The sequence below is a fragment of the Prevotella vespertina genome, from assembly GCF_009728485.1.
GTDB classification, from domain to species: domain Bacteria; phylum Bacteroidota; class Bacteroidia; order Bacteroidales; family Bacteroidaceae; genus Prevotella; species Prevotella vespertina.
The window spans coordinates 250,336-267,715 of record NZ_VVIQ01000001.1 but is presented as its reverse complement, the minus strand read 5'-3'; the positions used below and the strand labels follow the sequence as shown (position 1 = coordinate 267,715).

At 43.4% G+C, this 17,380-nt stretch carries 15 protein-coding genes; 5 read left to right on the top strand and 10 right to left on the bottom strand.

All coding sequences use genetic code 11. The annotated features are described in order from the left end of the window. Position 1: 1 nt before the first annotated feature. From F0475_RS00980 to F0475_RS00960, 5 genes are all read right to left on the bottom strand, one after another. Positions 2-1,861: a gamma-glutamyl-gamma-aminobutyrate hydrolase family protein gene (locus F0475_RS00980; protein WP_155715001.1), complete on the bottom strand. Its 1,860-nt coding sequence runs from the start codon at positions 1,859-1,861 to the stop codon at positions 2-4. A 57-nt stretch (positions 1,862-1,918) separates the two neighbouring features. Next, positions 1,919-2,383, bottom strand: a complete 465-nt coding sequence (locus F0475_RS00975; RefSeq protein WP_004383014.1) for an Lrp/AsnC family transcriptional regulator — start codon at positions 2,381-2,383, stop codon at positions 1,919-1,921. A 209-nt stretch (positions 2,384-2,592) separates the two neighbouring features. Continuing rightward, the gene (locus F0475_RS00970; RefSeq protein ID WP_155715000.1) at positions 2,593-3,654 is read right to left on the bottom strand and encodes an FKBP-type peptidyl-prolyl cis-trans isomerase; all 1,062 of its coding nucleotides are present in this window, start codon (positions 3,652-3,654) and stop codon (positions 2,593-2,595) included. A 221-nt stretch (positions 3,655-3,875) separates the two neighbouring features. After that, entirely contained in the window at positions 3,876-4,802 is a 927-nt protein-coding gene (locus F0475_RS00965; RefSeq protein WP_009435472.1) for an FKBP-type peptidyl-prolyl cis-trans isomerase, read from the bottom strand. 94 nt (positions 4,803-4,896) lie between these two features. Continuing rightward, positions 4,897-5,502: an FKBP-type peptidyl-prolyl cis-trans isomerase gene (locus F0475_RS00960; protein WP_155714999.1), complete on the bottom strand. Its 606-nt coding sequence runs from the start codon at positions 5,500-5,502 to the stop codon at positions 4,897-4,899. A 118-nt stretch (positions 5,503-5,620) separates the two neighbouring features. Here F0475_RS00960 and F0475_RS00955 point away from each other — a divergent pair, with 118 nt between their 5' ends. Both F0475_RS00955 and F0475_RS00950 read left to right on the top strand, forming a co-directional pair. Then, positions 5,621-6,313: an SIR2 family NAD-dependent protein deacylase gene (locus tag F0475_RS00955; RefSeq protein WP_155714998.1), complete on the top strand. Its 693-nt coding sequence runs from the start codon at positions 5,621-5,623 to the stop codon at positions 6,311-6,313. Positions 6,314-6,387: 74 nt separating this feature from the next. Continuing rightward, positions 6,388-6,999 carry a glutathione peroxidase gene (locus F0475_RS00950; RefSeq protein WP_155714997.1) on the top strand — a complete coding sequence of 204 codons (612 nt, stop codon included), beginning with the start codon at positions 6,388-6,390 and terminating at the stop codon, positions 6,997-6,999. A 284-nt stretch (positions 7,000-7,283) separates the two neighbouring features. On the opposite strand, the gene F0475_RS00945 is transcribed toward F0475_RS00950, so the two are convergent. Next, the gene (locus F0475_RS00945) at positions 7,284-8,204 is read right to left on the bottom strand and encodes a YitT family protein (protein WP_009435416.1); all 921 of its coding nucleotides are present in this window, start codon (positions 8,202-8,204) and stop codon (positions 7,284-7,286) included. Between the two features lie 262 nt (positions 8,205-8,466). Here F0475_RS00945 and ruvB point away from each other — a divergent pair, with 262 nt between their 5' ends. The 3 genes from ruvB to ybeY all read left to right on the top strand — a co-directional run bounded on the left by ruvB (position 8,467) and on the right by ybeY (position 10,578). Continuing rightward, positions 8,467-9,501, top strand: a complete 1,035-nt coding sequence (gene ruvB, locus F0475_RS00940) for a Holliday junction branch migration DNA helicase RuvB (RefSeq protein ID WP_004382985.1) — start codon at positions 8,467-8,469, stop codon at positions 9,499-9,501. 154 nt (positions 9,502-9,655) lie between these two features. Next, a complete protein-coding gene (coaD, locus tag F0475_RS00935; protein ID WP_155714996.1) occupies positions 9,656-10,102 on the top strand; it encodes a pantetheine-phosphate adenylyltransferase in 447 nt (148 codons plus the stop codon). 26 nt (positions 10,103-10,128) lie between these two features. Continuing rightward, the gene (ybeY, locus tag F0475_RS00930) at positions 10,129-10,578 is read left to right on the top strand and encodes an rRNA maturation RNase YbeY (protein ID WP_155714995.1); all 450 of its coding nucleotides are present in this window, start codon (positions 10,129-10,131) and stop codon (positions 10,576-10,578) included. A gap of 127 nt (positions 10,579-10,705) precedes the next feature. Here ybeY and F0475_RS00925 read toward each other — a convergent pair whose 3' ends face one another. The 4 genes from F0475_RS00925 to dprA all read right to left on the bottom strand — a co-directional run bounded on the left by F0475_RS00925 (position 10,706) and on the right by dprA (position 17,306). Further along, positions 10,706-12,277 (bottom strand): S41 family peptidase, encoded by a 1,572-nt coding sequence (locus tag F0475_RS00925; protein ID WP_155714994.1) that lies wholly within the window; start codon positions 12,275-12,277, stop codon positions 10,706-10,708. Between the two features lie 319 nt (positions 12,278-12,596). Next, complete coding sequence (locus tag F0475_RS00920; RefSeq protein WP_155714993.1) at positions 12,597-14,540, bottom strand: DNA topoisomerase IV subunit B; 1,944 nt, start codon at positions 14,538-14,540, stop codon at positions 12,597-12,599. Positions 14,541-14,716: 176 nt separating this feature from the next. Then, positions 14,717-15,898, bottom strand: a complete 1,182-nt coding sequence (locus tag F0475_RS00915) for an N-acetyltransferase (RefSeq protein ID WP_155714992.1) — start codon at positions 15,896-15,898, stop codon at positions 14,717-14,719. Between the two features lie 289 nt (positions 15,899-16,187). Further along, a complete protein-coding gene (gene dprA, locus F0475_RS00910) occupies positions 16,188-17,306 on the bottom strand; it encodes a DNA-processing protein DprA (RefSeq protein WP_155714991.1) in 1,119 nt (372 codons plus the stop codon). Positions 17,307-17,380: the final 74 nt, after the last annotated feature.

Genomic DNA, 17,380 nt, shown 5'->3' with positions numbered 1-17,380 from the left:
ACTATCTTACACTCTGCACACGAGCCATGACACGCAGCCAGTTACCCCCCCATATCTTCTCAATATCACGTTCGCTATACTTTCGACGCAATAGTTGTAAGGTGAAGTTAATCATCTCGCTGGCATCAGCTAAGCCCCTTATCGTACCATCACCATCGAAGTCGGTGCCTATTCCTACATGGTCAATACCCATGATATCAATGGCATGTTCGAGGTGAGCAATAGCATCCATAATAGTTGCCTCACCGTCCTTCTTGAGGAATCCATGATACATAGTTATATGTGCAACACCGCCCTTCTTTGCCAGAGCACGCATCTGATCGTCAGTGAGGTTACGGGGAACGTCGCATAGAGCTTTACTATTGGAATGACTGCAGACAATCGGCTGTGTACTGATGTCAAGAGCGTCATAAAAGCTCTTCTCACCCCCATGACTCAAGTCGACCATGATACCATTTCGATTCATCTCTCTTATGACTTCCTCACCAAACTTACTAACTCCTCCATGCGTATTACAGCCTCGTGCCGAGTCACAAATATCGTTATCTCCGTTGTGACAAAGCGTGATGTAAACCACACCTCGTTGTGCGAAGTGCTTGATGTTCTCGATCTTATGCTCCAAAGCTAAGCCGTTCTCTATGGCAAACATAATACTCTTGCGCCCCTTGCGCTTGTCTTCGTAGAGGTCGGAAGGAGTGCGAGCTATACTGATGTAACGCTGGTTCTGCTTCACAATCTCCTCTATCTTGTCGAAGATGAGATCGGCATATACCGCAGGAGAAAGATGGTCGAGAGCCTTAGAGAGAGTAGGGTTGTAATGCTTCAATCCAGCGACATCAATCTTAGAAGAGAAGCTCTCTCCGATCTTTGGTTGTGGAAGATAAGCAGCCATCGTTACGGCATCTTGATGTCCTTCCGTCATCTTATGAAGGTCGTAGAGAATACGTGGGTCACGTTGATCGAAACGCACTCCTTGAGGGAAGAACATCGGTGTATCGCAGTGCGTATCGAGGGTTAGTACACGCTTATGAAGCTGCTTGGCAATATAGAAGTTGTTAGCTTGTGTGACCAACCAAAGGAATAGTTTACCTCCATCCTCACCCAAACACTCAGGGTGCCACTGCACTCCCATGATGGGTTTAAACTCTGTGCTCTCCATTGCCTCGATAACTCCATCAGGTGCAACAGCCGTTACTCGAAAGCGTTTACCGGGTGTTTTGACAGCTTGATGATGGAAGGAATTGACGTAGATGCGCTCTTCTTTGTAGAGAGCATAGAGTATTGATGACTTGTTTAGCGTAACGCTATGCGTCCTCTCACTGCGTTCTGCGTCTTGAGAATGCTTGATGGTTGCAGCATGGAAGGTTGTGATTGTTTTATCCTTAGCTAATTTCTTCTCAACAGTAGCATCTGTTCTGATATAATCCTCATAGATATCCTGTTGTACAGAACCACCCAAGGCAGCAGCAAGCGTTTGTATTCCTCGACAGATACCCAGCATAGGTATCTGGCGATTGAAGGCTAATCTGGTAAGCATGAGTTCGGCTTGATCACGCTCAGCGTTGATACCATGGAGATGAGTAGAGGGTTCTTTGCCTATCCAAAGTGGGTTAATATCAGCTCCACCAGTCAATAGTAGTCCATCAAGATGGTCTAGTGTGTTGACAAGAACATCCTTATCAGCGACTGGCGGGATGAGTATTGGAATGCCACCAGCGGTTACTACTTGTTTATAATAGACGTCTCTTAATGTGGCATCACGCTCTGTAAAGTTGGTCGTGATACCTATTATCGGCAGACGCTTTGCCTCGGGGTAAGTCGCATACACCTTGTCAAGATGCGACTGAAGGTCGTATTTCATCTTTCCGCTCTATGTTCTATAATTCGTTATATCGTTGTTATCAAGTCTAAAGCAGGCTTATAGTTCTTCTGTAATTGGTATTTCACGCTTGATACTCTGCTCTAATGAGATGAGAGTCTCCGTTGATACAACCCCTGGAATGCCCTGTAATTGGTTGTTAAGGAGGTCCATTAATTGCTCATTATCACGTGCATATAGCTTTAAAAGGATGGTATATGGACCAGTTGTGAAGTGACATTCCACCACCTCGGGGATGGCACTAAGACGCTCAACTACCTTTTTATACATAGAACCACGTTCTAGGTTGAGGCCGATGTAAGTACAAGTTGTATAGCCCAAGCTCTTTGGGTTGACATCAAAACCACTCCCCGTGATAGCTCCATTCTCGATGAGGTGTTGTACACGTTGATGTATTGCAGCACGCGAAACACCGCATTGTGCGGCTACATCTTTGAATGGCATACGTGCATTCTGCGATAGAATGCTTAAGATCTTCTTGTCTAATCGATCTACTTTCTCCATCTCTTTCTATTGATATACTTGATTTGTTATGTTGTTGAAAACGCTTATTTGAAGTAGAGCAAAAGTAGATAATAATTATTGAATAGGCAACAAAATGACAAACAAAATGCACCTCTTGGGTGCATTTTGTCTATATAGAAGCTAATAGTAAGGTATTTCTTCGCCCATTAGCTTACGTTTCTTAATATCGAGGAAAGAGTCTCTAGACTTTATTTACCAGCCTTTGAAGATGCTTTCTTTGCGCTCTTTGGCTGAGATTTCTTCGCTGTCTTGCTATCCTTCTTAGCCTCGGTTTCCTTAGAGGGAGTAGGCTGTGAAGCTTTTACCACATGCACTCCATCAATGTCTTTAAGCTCCAATGTGAAGATAAGAGTTGAATAAGGAGCGATGTCGCGACCTGCTCCACGCTCGCCATAAGCCAAGTTGTAAGGGATAAAAATTTCCCACTTAGAACCTACGGGCATAAGTTGTAAAGCCTCAGTCCAGCCCTTGATGAGCCCACCAACGTTGAAGGTGTCGAACTCGCTACCATGTCTTGCAGTTGAATCGAATACCTTTCCGTCGATAGTCTTGCCTTCATAGATTACCTGAACATCGTCAGTAGCCTTTGGAATGGCGCCTGTTCCGTTCTTAATAATGCGATATTGCAAGCCACTAGGGAGCGTTATGACCCCTTCTTTAGCCTTATTTTCTGCCATGAAAGCCTCGTTCTTTGCTTTGTTCTCAGCCGCTTTAGCCTTTGCTTCAGCCTCTTTTTGCTGTCTGATAGCCATTTCTTTTGCTTCAAAGAGCTTTGCTGCAGTTGCTGATGACATCATTGTCGTGTCCTTGGACATAGCTGCTACGATTCCACTGTATAGTATCTCTGTGTCAATTGGGCTCTTTGACTCTTCGAATTGACTAACCATATTTGGGAGCAAACGGCTTTCTATCTGGCGACTGACGGCTATACCCACTCCATGAGCAGCGAAGTTCGCATCCTTGCGTTTGCTGATTCCTTCCTTCAAGCCCCTGATGAAGTCGGGCATTAACTCCTTTGTTATACCGAATTGTTGCTCAAGATAGGCGTCCAAGCCGTTTGACATGGTCATACCTGTTGCGTAACTCAATGAATCGGCAGCACTCTTCAATACGATAGGTGCCGTCTTGCAAGTCTCTGAACACTCTGTTGTAGCTTTGTTCTTCTTATCTTTTTTCTTACTCTGAGCGCTTGCTGTGTTAAAAGCTGAGCCTGCCGCAATAAGCAGAGCCAGCATGATTACTTTCTTCATAACCTATATTTGTTTAATAAAAGATGTTTCCCTTTCCTATAGATGTTGCTTGATTATACTCGTGTGTCCAACTGATTATACACGTCTGTATAACTGATTATACTCGTGTGTATAATTCCCTATTCTATAAGGGATGATTGTTTGCTTAAAAGGAAATGATTCAAAGAAGGTCAGGCTATGCACCTGACCCTCCTTATTTATTATCTTAAGATGTCTTGGAATTACTTTGCTGGCTTACCGCTAACCTGCTCTGGCATACCAGCAGGCATACCTGGCTGACCTTGTGGAGCCTTCTCAATACCCAACAACTCAACCGTGAACACAAGTGTTGAGAATGGCTTGATGTCTGGGCTAGGCTGTTGTGCACCATAAGCAGCACTGTAAGGGATTGTAATCTCCCACTTAGAACCAACTGGCATAGTGGTCAATGCAGCTGTAAAACCAGGTATTACACCACCTACAGGCATAGTTGCATCATTGCGTTGATCAAACACTTTGCCCTCGATAGTCTTACCAACATAGTTGATTTTCACTACATCAGAAGCCTTTGGAACAGCGCCATTTCCAGCCTTAAGTTCTTTAATCTGTACACCCTGCGCAATGGTCTTTACGCCTGGTTTCTTTGCATTAGCAGCCATGTAAGCATCGCTCTTCTTCTTGTTAGGACCGTATGTCTTCTCAGCGTTCTTCATCTGAATTGCCTTTGAAGTAGTCTGCTCTATGTTACGAGCCTGCTCAACAGTCATCTTCTGATTCTTGCCCTTTGCACTTGCAGCAAAGCCTGCCAAGAAGTTCTTCAGAGAGATAGTCTTGGTTGAATCATCACCAAAGATCTGGCGGTTAATCTGCTGTTTAATGACCATATTCATCTGCTGTCCAACACCGATACCAGCGTTATAAGCAGCCTTCTTCTTGTCATCTGCGCCCTGAACACCATCGTTCATACCCTTGATGAACTCGTCGATGTAAGCGGTATCAATCTGCATCTGCTGTAGATACTGCTTAACACTTTGACCTTGGTCAATACCGAATGCGTAGCTTAAAGAGTCTACATCAGACTTCAAATCCTCCTTAGGAGCAGAATTGCCACAGGCTGTGAAGCCTACAGCTGCCATAGCCATTGCGGCTAAAAGATAAACTTTCTTCATTTATTTTATTGTTTAGTTTTTAGGCATTAATATATGTTCTGTAGGGCTATCATAAGTTATTAAGAGTACTTATAACGCCCTAGCAGATATTAATTTATAATACTTTGAGTAATTCAACATCGAATACAAGTGCTGCAAATGGTGGTATCTGTGCACCTGCGCCACGCTCTCCATAAGCGAGATTGTAAGGTATGAAGAAGCGATACTTAGCCCCTTCCGACATCAACTGTACGCCTTCTGTCCATCCAGCAATGACTTGGTTGAGTCCAAAAGTGGCTGGTTCGTTACGTTGATAGGAGCTATCAAAGATCGTCCCATCGATAAGTGTACCCTCATAGTGGCACTTCACCTGGTCAGTTGCGCTTGGTTTCTTACCATTACCCTCCTTTAGTACTTGGTATTGGAGACCTGAAGGCAATACAACCACACCCTCTTTCTTTGCGTTCTCAGCCAAGAATGACTCTCCAGCAGCCTTTGCTACCTTTCCAGCCTCAGCCGCTGCAGCACGTTGCTTTTCCTCTTGTTCCTGGAAGAAAGCCTGTACTAAGGATTGTGCCTCAGCGTTATCAACCTTCAAAGGAGTGCCTGATATTACATCTTTAACAGCCTGTGCGAAGTCGTCGATATTTAATCCCTTCGCTCCCATACCAGCGAGTTGGGAACCGATACCGATGCCCAGTGCATAGCTTAATTTATCCATTTTAGTTCTTGAAGTTATTTATTATTAATGTGCAAAGATACTATTTTTTAAGGTATTGAATCACATTAATCGAATTAAAATAACTAAATTTGTGGAATAGAAACAAATGTAAGGTCGTATGAAGAAAGTAGTATTCTTAACGGGTGCAGGTATGTCTGTCGAAAGCGGCTTCAAGACTTTTCGTGGTAACGATGGGCTTTGGGAAGATTATCCCGTTGAACAAGTAGCCTCACACGAAGGCTGGGAAGCAAATCCAACATTGGTTAACAACTTCTATAATAAGCTCCGAAAGAAACTTTACACAGCATTGCCTAATAAGGGGCATCAGCTGATTAAGGAACTAGAAAAGGCTTACGATGTGGTTGTTATCACGCAGAATGTGGATAATCTACACGAGAAGGCAGGGTCGAAGAAGGTTCTTCATCTGCATGGAGAACTATCTAAGGTGTGCTCAAGTAACGACCCTTATGACTCGAGATATATAAGAGAGTTGCCCCCAGAGAATTGTGAGGTAGCCCCAGGAACGCTGGCTGGTGATGGCTCTTTGGAGCGTCCTTTCATTGTCTTCTTTGGTGAGGCTGTGCCAATGATAGAGCCTGCTATGGAGGAAGCAGCACAAGCAGATGTGTTCGTTATCATCGGTACTTCGCTGAATGTTTACCCTGCGGCAGGGCTCGTGAGATATGTTCGTCCAGGTGTCCCCATCTATCTCATTGACCCTGATAACGCTCCTGCTGGGAGTGCAGGACACGTCATTCACATTCAAAAGGGGGCTAGTGAAGGAATGGAAGAATTAATAAAGTTATTATAAAAGAACATCCACATTCATTGCTGCTACTCGATGAGTTTCGAAGGAGATGTGACTTGGATGTGAAATAAAAGAGTATGAAAAGACTATTATCATTAGTTATCATTGCGTTGATGGCATTGCCTATTATGGCGCAGAAGAACGTTTATAAGTTCAGTGTAAAGGATGGCAATGAGAAGACCATCAAGTTGAAAGAGTATAAAGGAAAGGTGTTACTCATTGTAAACACAGCCACAAAGTGCGGCTTCACACCGCAATATGAGGCGTTACAAAAGCTCTATGATACTTACAAGGATCGTGGTTTTGTCATCCTAGACTTCCCTTGTAACCAGTTTGGAGCACAAGCACCTGGATCGCTCAAGGACATCCACTCTTTCTGTACGGGTACTTATGGCATTACGTTCCCACAGTTTGCTAAGATCGTAGTAAATGGTAAGAGCGAGTCACCCTTGTACACTTACCTTAAGGCGCAACAGCCTTTTAAAGGTTTCGATACGACCACTCAGATTGGTAAATACCTTGATGAAAAGTTTAAGGCAGACAACCCTAACTATGCAAAAGACCCTAGTATCAAGTGGAACTTCACGAAGTTCCTCGTTGATAGAGATGGTCACGTCATTGATCGTTTTGAGCCTACTGCAGATATGAAAGACGTTGAGGCAGGTGTTAAAGCGGCTTTGAAATTGTAGAGAAAACCCTACTCTGTCGCCCCGAGAAGCCCCACCCAACCTCTCCGAAAGGGGAGGAGTGCCTAACGGAAGTCGGTTGGGTTATATAGAGGGAGGGTGTAGTTAGTGTGTAACAAAGTTGTGCCTCGTAAGCAAGAACGATAAGAATGAAAACAAAGAAACGCCCTTCTCCATCCGAGAAGGGCGTTTCTTTGACATGAAGAGAGGCTTTCTTTACATCAAAGAAAGCCTCTCTTCATATCCTATTATAATCTTCTCAATTTGAGAAGTATGCCATATTCTATCTAAATCGTCGTTGGTGTCTGTTCTTTATGTGCCTTACGTTTCACCTTAAACTTATCGAATCCCTTACCGAAAACGCCCATTACTTGACTCTGTGTAACGAATGCGTCAGGGTCAATCTCATCTATCATACGATAAACGTAAGAGGCTTCTCGCTGGCGTGTAACCACGATTACAACCTTTAAGTCATGCCCCGTATAATAGCCCTTAGCGTCAATAATGGTGCTGGTGCGGTGAGGTTGGTCTTGAGAAATCATATCGCATATTTCCTTATAACGCTCAGAAATAATCAAGAACTGTACTGATCTGCGACTTGAATTGATGACTTGATCAAGTACGAAGGACGTTATGATGAGGTTTACATAGCCATAAATCACTTGCTCCCAACTGTGAAGAACGACGTAACTACCAGTTACGATCGTCATATCAACCAATAGAATGACCCGACCTAACGATATATCGCGATACTTGTTGACGATAGCTGCAACGATATCGGAGCCACCTGAGCTTCCGTTATACGATAGTCCGAAAGCAAGACCAACACCACAAAAGACTGCTCCGATGATTGCTGACATGAAAGGTTGCCCATGCAAGAGCATTGGATGAGGGAAGGCTTGGCTCAAGACATTCACTAGGATGGTAAGAACTACTACACCATAAATGGTGCGAATACAGAACTTTAAGCCGAGAACCTTTAGTGCCACAGCTAGTAAAATAGCGTTTAGACAGAAGTAAGTCCAGCTTACGGGGATTCCATTTCCCCAATAGATGATAGATGCAAAACCTGCTACACCACCATTGCCAATGTGGTTTGGCAATAGAAAGATAGTCCAACCGATTGCATAGAAGAGCATTCCTGCGGCTATCATGATGTAGTCGAGGATCTCACGATAAAGTAGTTTCTTGTTCATTCTGTTGATCATACGTATAAGGATAAAGCGTTAGTTCATGTTGCAAATTTAGATAAATTTTCCGAAACAAAGCATCTGCACGGAAAAAATACACTACCTTTGCAGAAAATAAATAGCACTTGTAAAGAGCATAGGTCATATATCCAATTTGATAAAGAGTATATAACTGGAATCTTACAAACACTCAATAGATATTGAACGAGCCGTTTTGTCCCTACATAAGGATGTTTGACACGTTCGCAAGTACTCTTTTTTTCTAAAACAGAAAGATAACATGTCGGAAGATTTTGATATACATGAAGAGAGGCTCTCATCGGCTGAGAAAGACTTTGAGAACGCTCTCCGCCCATTGAAATTCGATGACTTTAGTGGACAGCAGAAGGTTGTTGAGAACCTTCGAGTGTTCGTTGAAGCGGCGAAGTATAGGGGAGAACCACTCGATCATACGCTCTTGCATGGTCCACCAGGACTGGGTAAGACGACGTTGAGCAATATCATTGCAAACGAGTTAGGCGTTGGCTTTAAGATAACTTCTGGTCCAGTGCTTGATAAACCAGGTGATTTGGCTGGTATTCTGACGTCATTAGAACCCAACGACGTACTCTTTATTGATGAAATTCATCGTCTTTCGCCTGTCGTTGAAGAGTATTTATACTCTGCAATGGAGGACTATCGCATCGATATAATGATTGATAAGGGACCTTCTGCACGTTCCATACAGATTGATCTGAACCCTTTTACACTCGTCGGAGCCACTACTCGCAGTGGACTTCTTACTGCTCCGCTTCGCGCGAGGTTTGGTATTAACCTACATCTAGAGTATTATGACCCCGAAACAATACAACGTATCATCAAGAGGTCGGCGTATCTTTTGAAGGTTCCAATCGTTGATGAGGCTGCTGTTGAGATTTCTCGACGTTCGCGTGGGACGCCTCGTATCTGTAACTCATTGCTTCGACGTGTAAGAGACTTCGCTCAAGTGAAGGGCAATGGAACGATAACTCCAGAAATAGCAATGATGTCCTTGCAGTCATTGAACATTGATCAATATGGTTTGGATGAGATAGACAATAAGATACTACTTACCATTATTGATAAGTTCAGAGGTGGTCCTGTTGGCGTATCAACCATTGCAACTGCCATTGGTGAGGATGCTGGAACTGTTGAGGAGGTGTACGAACCATTCTTGATTATGGAAGGTTTCATCAAGAGAACACCGCGTGGGCGTGTTGCAACTCAGCTTGCTTATGACCACTTAGGGCGCAACTCTTTCCATGACAACCCGCTCCAACCCAGTCTATTTGACTGATAAGAAAGTTGTTATCTATTTGGTTTTCTAATGGAAATAAACTATATTTGCGGTAGAAACAAGGAGGTAAACATGAATAGAACAATAAGTATTCCTGCTGCTGATAATGCTCTCTTGGAGATGTTGGCACAGAAGATTAAGTGGGAGATAATAGATGAATAAAGGACTCTTTGTTGGTAGTTTTGATCCATTTACTATTGGGCACGACTCTATAGTACGCCGTGCTTTACCGCTCTTCGACCATATTATCATTGGTGTAGGGGTGAATGAGCGGAAGAAGTGTATGTTGAGTGCAGAGGAGCGAGTGAGGCGTATCAAGCGTTTCTATGCTGATGAGCCCAAGATTGAAGTACGGGCATATAGCGATTTAACCATTGATTTCGCTCGTAGAGAGCAAGCGACATATATTATAAAAGGTGTTCGCAGTGTGAAAGACTTCGAATATGAACGGGAGCAAGTAGATGTGAATAGATTATTGTCAGGCGTTGAAACCATCTTTCTCTATGCTGAACCGCAGCTGTCAAGCATTAGTTCTAGTATGGTGAGAGAGCTTCAACACTTTGGTAGAGATATATCGGAGTTCCTTCCAAAGGGGTATTAACAAGAATAGAAAAACAACTGAAGCAAATGATTACATATAGTGCAGAAGGCGTAAAGATGCCTAAAATCAGGAAACGTGATACTTCTCGTTGGATTAAAGCAGTCGCTGCTACCTACGGAAGGAAGGTCGGGGAAATAGGTTATATGTTTGTTGATGACGAGAAGATACTCGAAGTAAACAATGACTACTTGGGGCATGATTATTATACGGATGTTATTACCTTCGACTATGATGAGGGTGATGTACTCAATGGCGATCTTGTAATTTCACTCGATACAGTGCGTTCCAATGCTGAACTATTTGGTAAGTTGTATGAAGAAGAGCTGTTTCGTGTTATCATACATGGCATTCTTCATCTCTGTGGAATCAATGACAAAGGACCAGGCGAACGTGAGATAATGGAAGAGAATGAGAATAAGGCACTTGCATTGTTACGTCAGATGGAATCCGAAGATGGTGTTTCGTTTATAAGATAAGGTTCTGTTTCTGGAGGTTGATACACCTTATTAATATAGTGCATACACGATAAAAGGGGAAAAGGATAATGCTTATTGAGCAAGTCCTTTTCCCCTTTTATAGAATAGGAGAATCTTACTTCACTCCTTATTCTTTATCACTTGCGAGTTTAACAGCCTTATTAACAATGTCACTCTGTTCATTCCAAACACGGTAGTATTCGTTCATATCCCATAGGTCGCGTGCCACAAGTGCTTTTAATTGAACCTTGATATAAGGTATGGTTGCTGTTAGTTCTGCTTTATCCTTTGGTTCCACCTTCTCTTTCTTGCCCTCTGCTATGATCGTGTCAAGCAATGATTGTGGCACTACGTAATTCTTATTGAAGGTGTCAAATGACTTATAAAGGTCTTTCAACGTTGTTCTGTTTGCATCAACATACTTCAGATAAGCATTCATAATGATGTTCTTTGCAGCCAAGAGACGATGATATTTCGTGTATTTAGTTGTATCTAAAGGCACGAAGTAATCGGGCATAATACCGCCACCACCATATACTACTCGATGGTTACGAAGCGTATAGAACTTCTGAGAAGAGTCGAAATGAATACTATCCGGATTGGTTAGTTCACCATGTTTCAGGCGTTTCTCAAGATCCATCTCATAGTCTTTCAAGTCGCCTTTCTTGTATGGTTTCTGAATACAACGACCGCTTGGTGTATAATAATGGGCGATAGTCAAGCGCATCATACTACCATCAGGGAAGTCGAACGGACGCTGAACAAGCCCCTTGCCAAAGGTTCTGCGCCCAACAACTGTGCCTCGGTCGTTATCTTGAATAGCCCCTGTAACAATCTCTGCAGCCGATGCTGTGAACTCATTCACAAGTACATAAATGCGCATCTTTTGTAGTCTTCCATTGCCAATAGCCTTGTAGTTCTGGCGTCGCACATTGCGTCCTTCGGTATAGACAATCATCTCGTTATCCTTTAGGAACTCATTGGCAATCTGTACGGCAGCCTGAAGATAACCGCCACCATTGTCTTGTAAGTCGAGTATCAGGCTCTTCATACCTTGCTTCTCAAGCCCCCTTACGGCATCCATGAACTCCTCGTGAGTCTTCATACCAAAGCTCTCTAAGCAGATGTAACCCACAGTTGGGCGAATCATATAGGCTGCGTTGAGTGTATGGACTGGTATCTTGTCACGCGTGACGACGAATGTTAGGATATTATTTACGCCACGACGCACAATACCCAACTTCACCTTCGTACCCTTCTTACCACGTAGCATCTTCATGATGTCGATACGTGGCATCTTTACTCCAGCTATTGTAGAGTCGTTCACACTGACGATACGGTCGCCAGCAAGGATTCCCACCTTCTGAGAAGGGCCATTCACGATGGGTTGAATCACCACTAACGTGTCCTCAATCATGTTAAATTGGACGCCAATACCCTCGAAGTCGCCCTGTAAAGGCTCATTCATTGCCTTCGTTTCCTTAGCATCTGTATAAGTGGAGTGCGGGTCTAAGCCCTTTAACATTCCTCTTATGGCATCTTCCGAGAGCTTCTGTTCATTCACAGAATCCACATAGAAGTTCGTTATTGCCATCTCTGCTATCTGCAACTTACGCAAGGGTGAGTCGCTCTTAAGCTGCGCTGACAATGGTAAAAAGCTAAAGAAGCAAAGGAGTGAAAGATAGATATACCTTTTCATAGACTATTATTGTAAATTAATGAAACTCTATTTCTCTGAAAGACAACGCAAGGGAATAGTGTTCGAGTCCCTGCTCTTGTCCTTCTATCTTGTTGTTGTAATGAATTGCAGTTGTTTGTTTAATAGCATGTTCATGAAGATTACGGAGCAAATGGACGGCTTATTCTAATAGAACTAACGTCTCCTTTAAGAGAACACTCGACTGATTTGGAAAATTAGTCGAGTGTTTAAAAAAATCAGTCGACTGATTTGAAAGCTCCTATCGACTATGCTTTAGAACCGAGAAGAAAGTAAGTTAGCTTTATGACAAAGCCCTCCTTTACATCTCCCCTTGGTCTTCAGGCAAGTCCTCTTCGATAACGAGGTTGTCAATGATGAAGTTTTGACGCTCCATAGTGTTCTTTCCCATATAGTACTCAAGCAACTTTGCAACTTGATCATTCTTATGGAGTGTGACCTGCTCAAGGCGCATGTCGGATCCTATAAAGTGTGCGAATTCATCAGGAGAAATCTCTCCAAGACCTTTGAATCGTGTTATCTCTGGTTCAGGACCAAGCTCGTTGATAGCTGCCACACGCTCCTCTTCAGAGTAGCAGTAGCGTGTGATAAAGTCGTTCTTCTTCTCTCCTTTCGCACGACGGGCGTCGGCATCAGCAATAACCTGCTTATCCTTGATTTTTGTTCGACGGTTGCGAACACGGAAGAGGGGCGTCTGAAGGACATATACATGCCCTTTCTTAATCAGCTCAGGGAAGAACTGAAGGAAGAAGGTGATTATCAGTAAGCGGATATGCATACCGTCGACATCGGCATCCGTAGCCACAATCACCTTATTATATCGGAGTGAGTCGAGTCCGTCCTCAATATCGAGCGCAGCCTGAAGAAGGTTGAACTCCTCATTCTCATACACTACTTTCTTTGTCAATCCAAAGCAGTTAAGCGGCTTACCACGCAATGAGAAGACAGCTTGTGTGTTGACATCACGACTCTTAGTGATACTTCCGCTGGCCGAATCACCCTCTGTTATAAAGATAGAACTCTCCTCCTTTCGATCGTTCTTCACGTCACAATAGTGTACACGACAGTCACGTAACTTACGGTTATGGAGGTTGGCTTTCTTCGCTCTCTCGCGTGCCAGCTTCGTTACACCAGCCATTGCCTTACGTTCCCGTTCGGTTTCTTTGATCTTACTCTCCAATATGTCGGTGAAATCCTCCTTGTGTATGTGAAGGTAATTATCGACATTTGTCTTAATAAAGTCGCCTACGTACTTATTAATAGTTTCTCCATCGGGAGCCATAAGGGTTGAACCTAACTTGATCTTAGTCTGTGATTCAAACACAGGTTCCTCAACGTTTACAGCGATAGCAGCCACTAATCCGTTACGAATGTCACCATATTCATACTTGCCGAAGAACTCTTTAATGGTCTTGGCAATATGCTCTTTGAATGCAGTTTGATGTGTTCCGCCCTGCGTTGTATGCTGACCATTCACGAAGGAGTAGTACTCCTCGCCATATTGATTGGTGTGTGTGAAAGCTATCTCAATATCCTCTCCCTTCATGTGAACGATAGGATACAATGGATCTCCCGTCATGTTATCCGTCAGCAAGTCCTTTAGTCCATGCCTACTCAATATGCGTCTACCATTGTACATGATGGTTAGCCCCGTATTAAGATATGTGTAATTGCGGAGCATCTCCTCGACTATGTCATCATGGAAAGAGTAGTTTTTGAATAGCGTGTTATCAGGTTCAAAGTAGATGTAAGTACCACTCTCATCGTTAGTCTTCTTTGTTTTATCACTTTGAAGATTACCTTTTTCAAACGAGAGCGCACGTACCTTACCCTCACGGAAGCTCTTCACCTCGAAGTGCGAACTAAGTGCATTAACAGCCTTGACACCGACTCCGTTCAATCCGACACTCTTCTTGAATGCCTTAGAGTCGTACTTACCACCCGTATTCAACACTGATACCGCCTCTACGAGCTTTCCCTGTGGAATACCACGACCATAGTCACGCACACTAACACGCAGGTTGTCCTCGATATCTATCTCTATTCTATCGCCCGCATTCATCTTAAATTCATCGATAGAGTTGTCTATGACTTCCTTTAAAAGCACATAGATACCATCCTCGGGCAACTTTCCATCACCTAAACGACCGATGTACATGCCCGGACGGGTACGCACATGTTCCATATCCGATAGGTGTCGGATGTTGTCATCGGTGTATTCTACGGGTTTAACTAATTCGTCCATAAATATTAAAAGCTCACTTTCAATCCCTCTCAGAACGGAGAGAAGAGTTGTATGTTACCATGTGTGAGCAAAGGAACATACACTCTTTTGTCAGATAGAAGCTACTTAATTAATCTAAAATTAATGTATAACTAAACAATAACTATTATACCGAGACGAAAGGACTGAAGATCGAATTATTCACCTCCCTCTGCCCTTGTTTCAGTTGTGAGAGTGAGACTTCTTCTATAGCAACGCCTCTTCTTGTGGTTAATAGGGTCTAGTGGTCCCCACTGACTCTGCACTCCTTCGTTGCTCTCCATCTCTACTTGCGTCTCACCCCACTTGAATCTGTAGTTGACATAACGTGGGATAAGGTCGGCAAAGAGCAGTGCATTGGCTCCTTTAGCCCTGTATTCGGGTAGAAAACCCATCAAGAGAAGGTCCACACCATCGGTCTTATGGAACTTAATAGCGCGTAGTAAGTGCCACCAACCAAATGGGAACAGACGTCCGCGACGGCACTTTTGAAGTGCATGACTCAACGATGGGATTGTAATTCCTAGTCCGGCGAGTTGGTTGTCTTTGTTTCCATCCTCAATAACAGTGACGAGGTTGAGGTCAGCGAATGGGAAGTACATCTTGACATATTGGTCAATTTGACGATCAGTAAGCTCTGAGAACCCATAAAGATCACTGTATGTGAGATTGATGAGGTCGAAGAGTTTCTTACCATAACCGCCTTGGAAGATGTCTTTCTTCGTCAGTTTGCGCACGTGGAGATTGTATCTTTTCTCCACCATCTCGGCTATCTTCGTATATTTCTCAGGTGATTTCTCTGGCACTACGAGGTAGTATTCAACGTAATCGTTGTCTTTCTCCCATCCACCGAGCTCCTCCATGTGTTGTGGATAATACTCATAATTATAGATGGTTGCCATTGTTCCCAGCTTATCAAAGCCCCAGGTCAACATTCCTTCAGGATCCATATCGGTGAAGCCAAGCGGTCCAACGATATCATTCATGCCTTTCTTTCGACCATACTCCTCAACAGCTTCAAACAAAGCACGCGATACTTCAATATCATCAATGAAGTCAATCCAACCAAAGCGAACGTCCTTCTTCTTCCATTTCTCGTTTGCTTTATGGTTGATAATAGCAGCCACACGACCAACAATCTTCCCTTCTTTTAAGGCAAGATAATACTCTGCTTCGCAAAAGTCAAAGGCAGCGTTCTTGTTTTTTGATAGTGTATTTACTTCGTCACTATAGAGATTGGGCACATCATAAGGGTTCCCTTTGTAGAGATCGTAATGGAACTCTATAAACCTTTTGAGTTCTTTCTTTGTCTCTACTCTCTTGATTTGAATCGATGACATTATATTATTCTATATTCGTTATATTCCTTTTCTTAAACGTGCAAAAGTACTAAAAAAAAGGTAGATGGGCAAATTTAACGTGTCTTTTAACTGATTGGCTGAGGTCATTTGAAGTTCCTTCTGAGGGAAAGGATGTTCCTAGTTGTCAGCATCGAACAAATCTTTTTCAATCGGACAATCGTATTTCTAGAATAAAGGAAACGCCCTTCTTACATCGAAGAGAGCCTCTCTTCGATAGGAAGAAAGGCTCTCTTTCAATCGAGAAGAGGCTCTTCTTGATTTCACTTGTTTATGCCATGAGATGATAACAACCGCCAGCCATAGTCCGAATGATACCTTTCATCTCCAAAGAGAATAGAATACCAGTGAGGCGTGAGATGGCTATGTCTGTTTTTACGGATAGCATATTTATCTGTAAGTCATTGTTACTTTGTAAGGTACGAACAATCCGCTCTTCCTCTGGCGACAAATCAGGGAAAAGTTCCCGTTCGATTCCTTGTTGTTGTGCAAGCACTAGTTTCTGTTCATCATCCCATCCCATCGCCTTCACAAAATCGGTTGCTGAAGTGATGAGGGCAGCTCCGTTATCTCGAATAAGATTGTTGCAGCCTTCGCTATAAGTAGCTCCAATGGCTCCGGGAACGGCAAATACCTCACGACCATAGCTGCGGGCAATCCCACAAGTGATAAGTCCTCCACCCTTAGCAGCCGATTCTATGAGGATAGTTGCGTCCGAGCAACCAGCTACAATGCGGTTGCGTTGCACGAAGTTACGGGCTACGGGCTGTGTATGTGTCATGTATTCAGTGAGCAAACCACCCTGTTTTATCATTTTGAGGGCAGTCTCTTGATGTCCACGAGGGTAAAGATCGTCCAGCCCGTGAGCCAATACTCCAACCGTATCAAAGCCATTTTCCAGTGCAGCTCGGTGTGAATGGATATCCACGCCGTATGCTAGTCCGCTGAAGATAAGCACATCTGGGCACAGAGCCTTCAATTCCTTGATAAATAAACGGATGATGTCTTGCCCATAAGGAGTGCAATGCCGTGTTCCAACGAGGTTGATGGTATGGCGTGCGTTGAGCTTTGTATTACCTTTAAAGTAGAGTAGGAGAGGGGCATCCACACATTCTCTCAACCGCTGTGGATAATCTTCATCATTCATACAAAGCGTTTGGATGTCATGTTGCAGACAATAATTCAATTCTTGTTCTGCCCTTGCACGAAGATGATCCACGTCCTTGAGTGCTTCAACAAGTTGTTTTGACGAATCTGGGAGAATCTCTCGAATATCGTTTTTATGCTCTATCACTGCTGTTGCAGAGCCTGCCCTGCGATATAATTCGGCTATCTCACGGAGGTGAAAACGAGTTAGGCGGGATAGAAGAATGGCGTTGAGTGCTTCCATAATGATTAGTTTTTCTTATCGAATTAGAGGTTTATAGTGCAACTCTTATCCCTCTTTTGTCAGGGATAAGAGTT

Coding starts and splice junctions, on each gene's coding strand:
- F0475_RS00980 (WP_155715001.1), bottom strand. CDS start 1,861: ATGAAATACGACCTTCAGTCGCATCTTGACAAGGTGTATGCGACTTAC.
- F0475_RS00975 (WP_004383014.1), bottom strand. CDS start 2,383: ATGGAGAAAGTAGATCGATTAGACAAGAAGATCTTAAGCATTCTATCG.
- F0475_RS00970 (WP_155715000.1), bottom strand. CDS start 3,654: ATGAAGAAAGTAATCATGCTGGCTCTGCTTATTGCGGCAGGCTCAGCT.
- F0475_RS00965 (WP_009435472.1), bottom strand. CDS start 4,802: ATGAAGAAAGTTTATCTTTTAGCCGCAATGGCTATGGCAGCTGTAGGC.
- F0475_RS00960 (WP_155714999.1), bottom strand. CDS start 5,502: ATGGATAAATTAAGCTATGCACTGGGCATCGGTATCGGTTCCCAACTC.
- F0475_RS00955 (WP_155714998.1), top strand. CDS start 5,621: ATGAAGAAAGTAGTATTCTTAACGGGTGCAGGTATGTCTGTCGAAAGC.
- F0475_RS00950 (WP_155714997.1), top strand. CDS start 6,388: ATGAAAAGACTATTATCATTAGTTATCATTGCGTTGATGGCATTGCCT.
- F0475_RS00945 (WP_009435416.1), bottom strand. CDS start 8,204: ATGATCAACAGAATGAACAAGAAACTACTTTATCGTGAGATCCTCGAC.
- ruvB (WP_004382985.1), top strand. CDS start 8,467: ATGTCGGAAGATTTTGATATACATGAAGAGAGGCTCTCATCGGCTGAG.
- coaD (WP_155714996.1), top strand. CDS start 9,656: ATGAATAAAGGACTCTTTGTTGGTAGTTTTGATCCATTTACTATTGGG.
- ybeY (WP_155714995.1), top strand. CDS start 10,129: ATGATTACATATAGTGCAGAAGGCGTAAAGATGCCTAAAATCAGGAAA.
- F0475_RS00925 (WP_155714994.1), bottom strand. CDS start 12,277: ATGAAAAGGTATATCTATCTTTCACTCCTTTGCTTCTTTAGCTTTTTA.
- F0475_RS00920 (WP_155714993.1), bottom strand. CDS start 14,540: ATGGACGAATTAGTTAAACCCGTAGAATACACCGATGACAACATCCGA.
- F0475_RS00915 (WP_155714992.1), bottom strand. CDS start 15,898: ATGTCATCGATTCAAATCAAGAGAGTAGAGACAAAGAAAGAACTCAAA.
- dprA (WP_155714991.1), bottom strand. CDS start 17,306: ATGGAAGCACTCAACGCCATTCTTCTATCCCGCCTAACTCGTTTTCAC.